Annotated in this window: 12 protein-coding genes and 1 riboswitch; of the genes, 9 read left to right on the top strand and 3 right to left on the bottom strand. The window is 36.0% G+C overall.

Features of this window, described 5'->3' with window-relative positions; genetic code table 11:
- Positions 1-83 precede the first annotated feature (83 nt).
- Both ACXR6G_RS09695 and ACXR6G_RS09700 read right to left on the bottom strand, forming a co-directional pair.
- Positions 84-1,424, bottom strand: a complete 1,341-nt coding sequence (locus ACXR6G_RS09695) for a dihydroorotase (RefSeq protein WP_458361228.1) — start codon at positions 1,422-1,424, stop codon at positions 84-86.
- A 178-nt stretch (positions 1,425-1,602) separates the two neighbouring features.
- A complete protein-coding gene (locus ACXR6G_RS09700; protein WP_458361229.1) occupies positions 1,603-2,334 on the bottom strand; it encodes a polyprenol monophosphomannose synthase in 732 nt (243 codons plus the stop codon).
- Positions 2,335-2,557: 223 nt separating this feature from the next.
- Positions 2,558-2,672: riboswitch (FMN riboswitch) on the top strand.
- Positions 2,673-2,791: 119 nt separating this feature from the next.
- On the opposite strand from ACXR6G_RS09700, the gene ribD reads away from it, so the two are divergent.
- The 4 genes from ribD (at position 2,792) to ribH (ending at position 6,414) form a co-directional block, all read left to right on the top strand.
- Positions 2,792-3,901: a bifunctional diaminohydroxyphosphoribosylaminopyrimidine deaminase/5-amino-6-(5-phosphoribosylamino)uracil reductase RibD gene (gene ribD / locus ACXR6G_RS09705; protein ID WP_458361230.1), complete on the top strand. Its 1,110-nt coding sequence runs from the start codon at positions 2,792-2,794 to the stop codon at positions 3,899-3,901.
- A gap of 26 nt (positions 3,902-3,927) precedes the next feature.
- Positions 3,928-4,578: a riboflavin synthase gene (locus tag ACXR6G_RS09710; protein WP_458361231.1), complete on the top strand. Its 651-nt coding sequence runs from the start codon at positions 3,928-3,930 to the stop codon at positions 4,576-4,578.
- A gap of 77 nt (positions 4,579-4,655) precedes the next feature.
- Positions 4,656-5,879 carry a bifunctional 3,4-dihydroxy-2-butanone-4-phosphate synthase/GTP cyclohydrolase II gene (locus tag ACXR6G_RS09715; RefSeq protein WP_458361232.1) on the top strand — a complete coding sequence of 408 codons (1,224 nt, stop codon included), beginning with the start codon at positions 4,656-4,658 and terminating at the stop codon, positions 5,877-5,879.
- Between the two features lie 73 nt (positions 5,880-5,952).
- Positions 5,953-6,414: a 6,7-dimethyl-8-ribityllumazine synthase gene (gene ribH / locus ACXR6G_RS09720; RefSeq protein ID WP_458361233.1), complete on the top strand. Its 462-nt coding sequence runs from the start codon at positions 5,953-5,955 to the stop codon at positions 6,412-6,414.
- A gap of 86 nt (positions 6,415-6,500) precedes the next feature.
- Here ribH and hxpB read toward each other — a convergent pair whose 3' ends face one another.
- Positions 6,501-7,151, bottom strand: coding sequence for a hexitol phosphatase HxpB (gene hxpB, locus ACXR6G_RS09725; protein ID WP_458361234.1), 651 nt, complete (start codon positions 7,149-7,151; stop codon positions 6,501-6,503).
- A 222-nt stretch (positions 7,152-7,373) separates the two neighbouring features.
- On the opposite strand from hxpB, the gene ACXR6G_RS09730 reads away from it, so the two are divergent.
- The 5 genes from ACXR6G_RS09730 (at position 7,374) to ACXR6G_RS09750 (ending at position 12,444) form a co-directional block, all read left to right on the top strand.
- On the top strand, positions 7,374-8,303 hold the full coding sequence (locus tag ACXR6G_RS09730) for an ATP-binding cassette domain-containing protein (RefSeq protein ID WP_458361235.1): 930 nt from the start codon (positions 7,374-7,376) through the stop codon (positions 8,301-8,303).
- Positions 8,304-8,354: 51 nt separating this feature from the next.
- The gene (locus ACXR6G_RS09735; protein ID WP_458361236.1) at positions 8,355-9,080 is read left to right on the top strand and encodes an ABC transporter permease; all 726 of its coding nucleotides are present in this window, start codon (positions 8,355-8,357) and stop codon (positions 9,078-9,080) included.
- Positions 9,081-9,092: 12 nt separating this feature from the next.
- The gene (locus ACXR6G_RS09740; protein ID WP_458361237.1) at positions 9,093-10,607 is read left to right on the top strand and encodes a GldG family protein; all 1,515 of its coding nucleotides are present in this window, start codon (positions 9,093-9,095) and stop codon (positions 10,605-10,607) included.
- 140 nt (positions 10,608-10,747) lie between these two features.
- A complete protein-coding gene (locus ACXR6G_RS09745; protein WP_458361238.1) occupies positions 10,748-11,407 on the top strand; it encodes a phosphoadenylyl-sulfate reductase in 660 nt (219 codons plus the stop codon).
- A gap of 119 nt (positions 11,408-11,526) precedes the next feature.
- A complete protein-coding gene (locus ACXR6G_RS09750) occupies positions 11,527-12,444 on the top strand; it encodes an NAD-dependent epimerase/dehydratase family protein (RefSeq protein WP_458361239.1) in 918 nt (305 codons plus the stop codon).
- The last annotated feature ends 77 nt before the right edge of the window (positions 12,445-12,521 follow it).

The raw sequence follows: 12,521 nt of genomic DNA on the forward strand, positions 1-12,521 counted from the left end.
ATATTGGTGTATTACAAAATTATAAAGATGATTTGGCGATGATAATCCACATGAATTATCATCGCCAATATTTTGGATCGATATTATCTGGTAAAAGTTAGACGTTTCCCTCTAAAGTTATCGTCAATTTCCCCTTCGTTATAGACCATTTGTCCATTCACAAATGTTTGATTGACTTTATAGTGGAAGTTATCGCCTTCGAATGGAGACCAAGCGCATTTATAGAGAATATTCTCCTTGTTTACTGTCCATTCATCTTCAGAAAGAAGAACTAAATCTGCAAAGTAACCTTTACGGATATAACCTCTTTTTTCAACCTGGAATACGTCAGCAGGAGCATGGCACATTTTCTCAACTACTTTAGCAATACTCAACTTACCTTTGTGAGCAAACTCAAGCATAGATACAAGAGAATGCTGAACCAAAGGTCCACCACCAGCAGCTTGCATGTAGTTACCATCTTTTTCTTCTACCGTATGTGGTGCATGATCTGTTGCGATCACATCAAGACGATCGTCTAGTAAAGCTTCCCAAATTTTATTTTGGTCATCCGCAGTTTTAATGGCCGGATTCCAACGAATTCTTGCTTTTCTACTTGCATAATCAGTGTCGTTAAAACGAAGGTGATGCACACAAACTTCAGCAGTGATTCGTTTATCCTTTGAAGGAATCTTATTATCGAATAAATCCATTTCCATTCCACTTGAAAGGTGAAGGATGTGTAGACGTGTATTGTATTTCTTAGCTAACTCAATAGCTTTTGACGAAGATTTATAACAAGCTTCTGCTGAACGAATTTCTCCATGATAATCCATAGGGATATCATCACCATATTTCTCACGATAAGTCTCCAAATTAGCATCAATCATAGGCGAATCTTCACAGTGCGTCGCGATAAGAAGAGGAGCCTTCTCGAAAATCTGCGAAAGCGTATCGATGTCATCAACCAGCATATTACCAGTAGATGATCCCATAAATATTTTAATACCGCAAACATTTTTCGGATTCGTTTTGATTACTTCTTCCAAATTGGTGTTTGAAGCACCCATATAAAAGGAGTAGTTTGCCAAGGATTTCTGAGCTCCAAGCTTATAACGTTCTTCAAGCAATTCCTGACTCAGAGTTTGAGGTTTTACATTGGGCATATCCATAAACGAAGTTGTTCCTCCAGCTACAGCTGCTCTCGATTCAGTAAACAAATCTCCTTTTTGTGGCATACCCGGATCGCGGAAATGTACCTGATCATCGATGACACCAGGAATCAATAATTTCCCAAATGCATCAATTATTTTCCAATCTTCTTGAATGTTATCTGGACAGCCTGTGTAAATTTCTTCAATCAGATCATCTTTAATTAACACAGATCCTATAAATTGGTTGCCTTCATTTATAATTAAGGCATTTTTTATGAGTAAACTTATCATTTTGGTTGTTTAGAGTGTCGGGACTATAATATGCAAATTAAGAATTTTCGAAATGAAAATCACTATTTATCGCTTTTAATGAGCTTTTGAATTTCTCAAAATATCAGACGTGAAAAAAACTTCTTCAATAAATTATTAAGAAGAAGTGTCTGTGTTTATCAAAACCATTATTTGAGAATTATGATCTTTTGTACTTTCTAAAGTAGCTACGGAGTTTCATTTTAACAACACCCCAAACAGCCTCATTAAAAATACCACCACTCATTTTTGAAGTGCCTTCAGTTCTATCTGTAAATATGATAGGTACTTCAATAATATTAAAGCCGTATTTCCAGGTCGTAAATTTCATCTCAATCTGGAAAGCGTAACCGATAAAACGGATTTGATCTAATTCGATAGTTTCAAGAACTTTTCGTGTATAGCAAATGAAACCAGCGGTTGCATCATGAACTTTCATTCCAGTCACAAATCTCACGTATTTTGATGCGAAGTATGACATCAAAACTCGTCCCATTGGCCAATTTACTACATTTACGCCCGAAACGTAACGTGATCCAATTGCCAAATCACCGCCTTTATTTGCGCAAGCATCGTGTAGACGAATTAGATCTTCAGGATTATGAGAGAAGTCAGCATCCATTTCGAAAACGTAATTGTAATGGCGAGCTAAACACCACTTAAAACCATCGATGTAAGCTGTTCCTAGTCCAAGTTTTCCTTTACGCTCAAGAATATGAAGTTGAGAGAATTCTTTCTGTAAATTCTTAACGATATTGGCCGTGCCATCAGGAGAATTATCTTCTACAACTAGGATATCAAAACCAATATCAAGAGAAACAACTTTCCTGATTATTGCTTCAATATTTTCTTTCTCGTTGTAGGTTGGGATTATAACAATGCGATCAGTCACTAATAAAGAATTTAGAGTTGAAATATATTATTAAGTCACGAATATAGCACATCTGAATGATATGCAGACTCAAGCTTTAGTTAAAAAGTGAAAAAAGAAATGAACTTAATTTTCAAAGATGTTCTTAAGACTAAAATCAAATTTATTATTCTATTGTGATATCTAATCAATTAGATATATATTTGCAACGAAGCAAGGCGTCAAGTCTGCTTCAACATATTTATTGTTTCTTCAGGGCAGGGTGAAATTCCCGACCGGCGGTGATAGTCCGCGAATCGAAAGATTGAACTGGTGTGATTCCAGTACCGACAGTACAGTCTGGATGGAAGAAGAAAACAAGACTTCAATTTGATTGATGTTTCCATTGGGGGTATTCCCATTGGTCGATGATATTATTAAGCCCTGAATAGTTATGCTATTCGGGGCTTTTTTATTTTTTGCTTAAAGCAGATTTATTTTGAGAACAGATCAGGATTATAAATACATGCAGTTGGCCTATGATTTGGCAACTAAAGGATGCGGTGGTGTAAACCCCAATCCATTGGTAGGTGCAGTTATTGTAAAAGGCGATAGAATCATAGGTGAAGGTTACCATGAAATATTTGGTGGACCTCACGCCGAGGTGAATGCCTTTCGATCTGCTAAGGAATCGGTAGAAGGTGCTACCATATACGTTACATTAGAACCTTGTTCTCATTATGGGAAGACACCGCCATGCGCTCAAGCTATTGTTGATAATAAGATTGCTCGTGTTGTCATTGGTATGCTAGACCCCAATCCACTTGTTTCAGGTCGAGGAGTAAAACTATTACAAGAGCATGGTATTGAAGTTGAATCTGACTTTTTAAGTGCAGAGTTGACTCAGATGAATCGTGTGTTTTTGAAGTTTATTCAAAGCAAGAAGCCTTATGTAATCATGAAAACGGCCATGACATTGGATGGGAAAATTGCTTCACGAACAGGAGATTCTCGTTGGGTATCTAATGAACTATCCAGAGCGAATGTGCATGAGCTGAGAAATGAGTTAATGGGAATTATGGTAGGCGTTGATACTGTTATTGCTGATGATCCCATTCTAACGACTCGATTGATAGGAAATAAAAGAGGACGAAATCCAATTCGAATTGTAGTTGATAGTCAAGCTAGAATTCCTTTGGATTCAAAAATATTGAATACAACGATCGAAGCAAAAACAATTGTTGCGGTAACATCAGCAGCTAATCAAACTAAGCTTGATGAGATTAATGCCTTAGGAAATGAAGTATTGATCATTGATGAGAAGAATGGAAGAGTCGATTTGAACCAGCTTATGCAGGTTTTAGGAGAAAAGGGCATAGATGGGATTCTTCTGGAAGGTGGAGCAACTCTTAATTATGCTGCTTTAGAATCTCAAATTGTTGATGAGGTGCATGCTTATATTGCTCCAAAGATAATTGGAGGGAATGATGCAAAAACGCCCGTTGGAGGTCATGGAATTGAAATGATGAAAGATGCTGTGAATTTGCAAAATATTCGTTTTGAAAATATAGACGATGATATTTTAGTGATTGGTGAAGTTATCTATTAAGGTGAAAAAGTAAATACTACAAGAGAATGTTTACAGGACTAGTAGAAGAAATAGGATATATAAAAGCCATGATAAAAGGCAGCAATTCAATTCGTTTGACTGTTGCTGCAAATAAAATAATGGATGACGTAAAACTAGGTGATAGTATCGCAACCAATGGTATTTGTTTAACGGTTGTTGATTTTGATTCAAAGAGTTTTTCTGCTGATGTGATGCCAGAGACAATGAATCGTTCCAGTTTTCATAAGCAAAAAGAGGGATCTCGAGTAAACCTTGAGAGAGCTCTCCGAGTTGGTGACAGAATGGGTGGTCATATGGTAAGTGGACATATTGATGGTGTTGGAGAAATTGTTTCTCAGACCAAAGATGATAATGCCATTTGGGTGAGTATTTCAGCTCCTAAGAATATTCTTAAGTATGTGATTGAGAAAGGTTCAATTGCTATTGATGGAATCAGCTTGACTGTTGCCTATGTTGATGAGAACCAATTTAAGGTTTCAATCATTCCATTAACTCAGGATGATACAACTCTCATCTCAAAGAAAATTGGAAGCCATGTGAATTTGGAATGTGATATGACAGCTAAGTACATTGAGAAATTCATGTTTCATAAGGAAGATGAGAAAGAAGAAAGCAATATCAGTATGGATTTCCTTAAGGAGAATGGCTTTTTTTAAATACAAAACAAAGATCTAGTGCGGAGCTAGTTTAAGATATAATCAAATTACAATACAGCAATATAACTCTATACAAGATGAAATTTAATACCATTGAAGAAGCGATAGAAGATATCAAAGCCGGGAAAATGATTGTGGTGGTTGATGATGAAGATCGTGAGAATGAAGGTGATTTGTTAATGGCTGCCGAAATGGTAACGCCAGAAGCAATTAATTTTATGGCCCGTCAGGCTGGAGGTTTAATTTGTATGCCTATCATTCAGGAACGTTTGGATGAGCTGAATATTGACATGATGGTGCAGAAGAATACGGACGCAAAGCAAACTGCTTTTACTGTAAGTATCGATGCTGCCGATTGTACAACTGGTATTTCTGCTCACGAAAGAGCTCACACCATTAAATTGGTTTTTGATCGTAATGCAAAACCTGAGGATTTTACTCGTCCAGGACATATCTTTCCATTGGTAGCTCGTAAAAATGGCGTTTTGGTTCGTGCAGGTCACACCGAAGCTGCTGTCGATTTAGCTCGTATGGCAGGTTTGTATCCTGCAGGTGTTATTTGCGAAATCATGAATGAGGATGGTACTATGGCTCGTGTGCCTCAGTTGCGCGAATATATCCAGAAGCATGATTTGAAAATGATCACTATTGCTGATTTAATTGAATATCGTCGTCAGACTGAGACGATGATTGAGAAGGTTACTGAAACAGCAATGCCAACTAAACATGGTGACTTTAGAGCTCATGGCTACGTAAATAAAATTACGGGTGAGCATCATATTGCACTTGTAAAAGGTGATATAAGCTCTACTGATGAGGTATTGGTTCGTGTGCATTCAGAATGTTTAACTGGTGATGCTTTTGGTTCTATTCGCTGCGATTGTGGCGATCAGTTACAAGAAGCAATGCGTCGTATCGAAAAAGAAGGACAGGGTATTTTATTATACATGCGTCAGGAAGGTCGTGGAATAGGTTTAATGAACAAGCTTAAGGCTTACCAATTGCAGGATGAAGGCATGGATACTGTTGAGGCAAATATTGCTTTAGGTTTTAAAGCTGATCTTCGTGATTATGGAATTGGTGCAGCTATCTTATCTGACCTTGGTGTTAAGAAACTAAGATTGATGACGAATAATCCTCTTAAGATTTCGGGTTTAAAAGGCTATAATCTTGAAGTTGTAGGTCGTGAAGAGATTGAAATGACTTGTCACGAAAAGAATGAATTTTATATGCATACCAAAATGGAAAAGATGGGACACCTCTTACATCAGGATGCTAAATGGAATCAAGTAAATAAATAATATAACTATAGAATTTTAGATATTAGCTTGGATAATTCCAATCGCATATCTCTAATCCAAAATCTCAAAAAAGATGAATATAATTGAAGGAAACTTAATTGCTGAAGGTTTGAAGTTTGGTATTGTTGCTGGACGATTCAACGAATTTATTGGAGGTAAACTTCTAGAAGGTGCATTGGATGCAATTAAGCGTCATGGTGCTTCTGAAGACGATGTTGATGTTGCTTGGGTGCCAGGTGCATTCGAAATTCCATTAATTGCTAAAAAATTAGCTAAATCTGGAAAATATGATGCTGTTATCTGTTTAGGAGCTGTTATTAAGGGGTCTACCCCACACTTCGAGTATGTTTCAGGTGAGGTAACTAAAGGTGTAGCAAGCGTTTCTTTAGATCAAGAAGTACCAGTAATCTTTGGTGTTTTAACGACTAATAGCATTGAGCAAGCAATTGAGCGTGCTGGAACTAAAGCTGGAAACAAAGGTTTCGAAGCTGCAATGTCTGCAATTGAAATGGCTAATTTATTGAAGCAGCTTTAATAAAAAGGTTTTTATCTGATTCACAATCATACAAAAAAAGAGCACTTGATTTTTCAAGTGCTCTTTTTGTATGTTTTCGAATCTGTTTAGTTGCTATGATTATCAATTGAAAAATCTTCCATGCTTTCTAGAACTTGATCAGCTATAATGAATCGGTTCAGATTATTGGCTTTAGTATCAGGAATAGCCACACATTTCATATTGGCAGCTAGCGCAGCAATCACACCATGGAAAGAATCTTCCAGAACCAAGCATTCCGATGGTGATACTTCGAGCATTTTAGCTGTTGAAATAAAAATTTGAGGATGAGGTTTGCCGTATTCTTCAAACTGAGCTGAATGAACCACCTCAAAGAAAGATTCAATCTCTAGTTTTTTCAATACAGCTTTTATAATTCTGAGGTTAGATGATGAAGCTAAACCTATTTTATAATTCTGTTTTTTTAGTGACTCTAGAGTTGACTGTACACCTGGTAAAGCAAGGCCTCTTTCCAAGACAAGATTTATAACACCGTCAACAATTTCTTCTGCGGTTTCTTTTTGTGTTATATCTTGATTTGGAAATCTGGAGTATATGATAGCCACGACTTCGTCGATTCGTTTGCCCATGAAACTTTCAAAATCATCTTCTTTCAAGTTGATACCTCGTTTAGAAAATAAATTCTTTTGACTCATGCGCCAAAAAGGTTCTGAGTCAATTAATAACCCATCCATATCAAAAATTACAGCCTTAATCATTCTATTTGTGTTGATTCTAATTGTTCGTAAAAATAACACTAAAATTCATGACATGAGCTCAAGTATTTATGATTTGATTACATTGCATACTTTTGATACATATTCTATCATTTCTATTTATCAAAGGAATAAACTTCACCGTTAATTTATGTTAAAACATAGGGCTTGAATGTTGATGCGGAGTGTAATTTTTTATTTTTGTTTAAATCATTTATACGTCTTATGGATATTGTAGTTGAACATCTGACCAAACGTTACGGACCTCAAAAAGCGGTTGACAACATATCATTCAGAGTAAAGGCAGGAGAAGTTTTAGGATTTCTAGGGCCTAATGGAGCTGGGAAGACAACAACTATGAAAGCTCTTTCTTGCTTTATATTGCCAGAAGAAGGCGATATTAAAATAGGAGGCTATTCTGTCCGTGAACATCCTGAAATAATCAAAAAACATATCGGTTATTTACCTGAGAACAATCCTTTGTATCAGGATATGAATATTATTGACTTTCTCGAATTTATTGCAAAAATCCATGAGATACCGAAGCACCTGATTCAGGAGCGCTTGCTAGATATGGTGAAAGTGTGTGGCTTAGAAGGTGAAAAGCATAAGTTGATAAGGGAACTTTCAAAGGGATATCAACAAAGAGTTGGTTTGGCCCAAGCTTTAATACATGATCCGGATATTTTAATTCTTGATGAACCGACGACAGGTTTAGATCCCAATCAAATTGTAGAAATACGTGAACTAATTAAGCGAATTGGTAAAGAGAAAACTGTCATTTTGAGTTCTCACATTCTTGCTGAAGTTGAAGCAACTTGCGATCGTATTTTAATCATCAATAACGGACGTGTTGTGGTTGATGGTACGGCTGAGGAAATGAGAAAGCAGGCTCAAGGGAATGAAATATTAAAAGTTGGCATTGCTGGTGGTGATATTAATGATATTTTTGAAAAGATAATGGAAATTGATAGTGTTGAAACAGTCGATTTCCTTGATTTTGAATGCCAGCATTTAGAAGTTCAATCGTACCCAAATACATCATCGGTGAAAGAGATATTTAATACCTGTGTCGCCAACGATTACTATATTACTGAGCTAACACCAATAGAAACCAAACTTGAGGATATTTTTAGAGAACTTACAACTCATTAATCTTCTCGATTAAGATAATTTTTAAAATAAAACCTAAACTGAATCCTCAATATGAATCAAATTATACAAATAGCCAGACGTGAGTTAGCCGGTTTTTTCGACTCTCTTATGGGCTATGTTTTAATCATCATGTTTCTAGGTTTTAGTGGATTTTTCACTTGGATCTATGGAGATGATATTTTCTTTATAGGTGAAGCGAATCTGAATATTTTTTTTAAAGTAGCTTATTGGTCACTTTTCTTTTTTATCCCATCGCTCACCATGAGATCTTTAACGGGTGAGCTAAGAGGTGGAACTTTAGAGTTATTACTAACGAAACCGATTAGTTATTGGCAACTCATTTTGGGTAAATTCACATCTACTTTTATTCTGATATCAATGGCTTTGGCCCCAAGTCTAATCTATTATATCAGCTTGTGGTCAATTGGCTCTGTTGATCATCCTGCCATTATACTGGGCTATATTGGTTTATTGATGATGAGCATGAGCTACATTGCTATGGGTATTTTTTGTTCTAGTTTAAGTGATAGCCCTATTATAGCCCTATTGAGCACATTGTTTATTGGTATTTTCTTTCATCAAATTTTTGAAACGATAGCCAGTTCAAGTCTGGGTATGACAGGGAGTATTTTTAGTTCTTTGAGCATGTTTACACATTTTGAATCCATATCAAGAGGCATATTTGATCTTCAGGATTTTATATTTTTCTTTTCGATGATCACTTTTGGCTTGTATGCTTCTAAAGAAATTTTGGTATCCCGTAATTTGAAAGCTTAACTGTATTTATAGATGAGATTTAAAGATAACGTCATTTTTCGCATAACAATAGTCCTAACATGTTTAATCTTCTTAAACATACTGTCGTCATATTTCTTTTTTCGTATCGATTTTACGGCAGATAAACGTTATACGCTTGATAAGGTAACCAAGCGAATATTGAAAGAGGTGAAAGATCCTATTATCATTACCTTGTATGTTTCTGAGGATTTACCACCAGATATCAGTAGAACAATACGCGATTTTAAACATTTGCTTACCGAATATAATAAGCATAGTAATAAGCGTATAGAGATTGAGGAAGTTAACCCCAACTCAAGTGAGGAGCTAGAGTTGAAAGCTATTGGAGTTGGCATTCATCCCGTCCCCCTAGAAGTCAGAGAAAAAGATCAGGTGAAAGTTCAGAAGGTCTTTCTTGGACTTGTTATTCAAGTTGGGGATAAATCGGAAACCATTCCTTTGATTCAACCAGGGATTGCAATGGAATACAATCTGTCTACTCTGATTAAACGATTAACAATTCAAGATAAGCCTAAAATTGGTTACATTATTGGGCATGGAGAACCTGTATTGGCAACTTTGGATCAGATGAATAAGGAACTTTCAGTCTTATATGATTTGAAAGTTATTAACCTGAACAGACGAATGAATTTGAGTGATTTCAAGGCGATCATTATTTTATCTCCTTTTGAAGAAATTACCAAAAGAGAGTTTAAGCGATTGGATAATTATTTAGGTACTGGTGGAAGTATTTTTGTAGGTATTGACCGGGTAAATGGAATTTTGAATCATGGTATTGGCGTTGGCGTAAATACAAACCTTGAGATTTGGCTCGAAGAAAAAGGGATCTTAGTCGAAGATGCTTTTATCGTAGATCGAAAGTGTAGCACTGTAACTGTTCAGGAAAAAAGATATTTTTCATATCCTCAGCAAGTTAACTTCCCTTACTTACCTCTGATTACCGAATTTTCCGATCATAATATTACTGATGGGATAGAAGCAATGATTTTACAATTTGCTAGTCCGATGACCTATGTTGGCGATTCTACATTGACTTATCACGAGTTAGCATGGACATCTCATATGTCAGGAAAATTGAAAGCTCCTGTTAGTTTTAACATCGGTCAAATTTGGCGCCCTAGTGATTTCTTATTTCCAAGGCAGGTTGTCGCAGCTGCCGTTCACGGTCCCATAGTAAGTGATCAGGAAGCCCGACTTTGCGTCATTGGCGATGGTAACTTTATTGTGAATGGTATAGGTGATCAAAGAATTATAATTCAGACAGACAATATTAATTTTATCGCGAATGCCATTGATTGGTTAAGTGATGATTCTGGCTTGATGAGCCTAAGAACTAAAGGGGTTCAGTCTCGACCTTTAAATGAGCTGTCTGATGCTAAAGTTTTGTTTATAAAATATTTCAATTTCTTATTCCCATTACTCTTAGTTGTTATTCATGGCTTATTTCAATTCCGACGCAGAAGTTTAAAAAGAACTCGTTTGATGCGGGCAGGTGTTGTTAAGTAGATCTTCTAATTTGTTTTGTTAAATGATCAATTAGAGCTCTTTTTTATTGAGAATTATTAAGCTTTGTTGTGAATTATTGAGCCAACAATTTTAACTATTTTATACTACCTTTATCCTATAAGAAAAGAAATATACAGAGAATGGATTTTGAAAATATCAAGAAAAAACTTGAACAATATAAAAGTGAAGGCAAGCGTATGTTTGCAAGTTCTTCATTTCAAACACATAGTATTGTTTTGCTTCATATTATAAGTCGTATCGATAAGGAAATACCTATATATTTTATCAATACAGGTTTTTTATTTCCAGAAACGATAGCTTATAAAGATCAGTTGGCAAAAGAATTTGGCTTGAATATTATTAATACCAAGTCTGATGTTCCAAAGTCTCTACAGAAGGATGCTAAGGGCAATTTTCTTTTCACTTCTGATCCCGACCATTGTTGTCACATCAATAAGGTTCAGCCACTCGATAGTGTTTTGGCTGATAATGATGTTTGGATTAATGGTGTAAGAGCAGATCAATCGGCTGTGCGCAAGGCTATGGAGATTGAGCAGCCAGCACCGCATGATGTCATTCGATTTCACCCCATGCTTGATTGGAGTAAGAAAGATATTTACCAATATCTTAAGGAGTGGGATCTACCACGTCATCCGCTTGAAGCGCAAGGTTACGATAGTATAGGCTGTGAGCCTTGTACACGTAAGATGACCATGGGGGATGATAGAGGAAGCCGATGGTTTGGTATGAAAAAGACTGAGTGTGGATTGAATACCGATTTAGTCGTAAAGAAGAAATAGTTTATCATTCTAATTTCAAGAAATGAGCCATTTATTTTAAAAATCAACTTTAAAAGGGATGATTTAGGCGAGTTTCTCCCGGTGTATATCGGGCTGGCAAAATATAAAATTGTAATCATATGAAAGTATTAATTACAGGAGGAGCAGGATATATTGGTACAGAATTATGTATCAAGTTAGATAAGAACCCTAAGGTTAAGGAAATTATCGTTTTAGATAGCCTTAAAAAAGGGAATTATAATTTGTTTTTGCATTCGCAGATCAAACCAGGAAAGCTTAAGTTTGTGAAAGCGGAACTACTTGATTCCCGAAGCCTTGATAAGGTCGTTAAGGATGTGGATGTGGTTTATCATTTAGCGGCAGAAAATACAGATGATGAAAAATTACATCATTTGCATGAGCAGGTGAATAATTGGGGAACAGCTGAATTGACCTATGCCATTGAAGAAAGTAATGTAAAGCAAGTTATTTATTTAAGCTCCGTAGCTGTCTATGGTGCTTCAAATGGAGAGAATAATTCACAAGCAATTGTTGAACCCAATACTTCGTTTGGGAGTTCTAAACGTAGAGGGGAACAGCATATTGAGCGATTAGGAGCTAAAATCAAAACACATATTCTTCGAGTAGGTGAAGTTTTTGGTTATGGAGCCAGCCTGAATATGGATGGTATTCTGAACTCTTATATGTTCGATTCACACTTTGTAGGACGAATTTCTATCCAAGGGAATGGTAAGCAAGAGCAGTCGTTTATCTCTTTGAATAAAACGATAGAGATCCTTTCTAACCTGCTTGATCATGAACTTGAAAGTGGTATTTACAATTTGGTTGACGATAAAAAATCGGTGCTAGATTTGATTGATACCCTAAAAGAATTGAATCCTGAGATGGAAATGGTATTCACTAATAATCATCTTGAACTGCCGAACCATATTGCTATTGCTGACGATGCAATTTTAGCACTCTATACAAGCCATGAGATTAGCTTTGAAGAGGAATTGAAAGAATTTAAAGAGCACCTGCAAACTTCGAGTTTGTAACTTGTCTCGAATAATATATAAAGAGCCATACATCATAGATGTGTGGCTCTTTTTTTGCAATATTTTTAATCATCACA

The sequence above is a fragment of the Ancylomarina sp. YFZ004 genome (genome assembly GCF_054254355.1).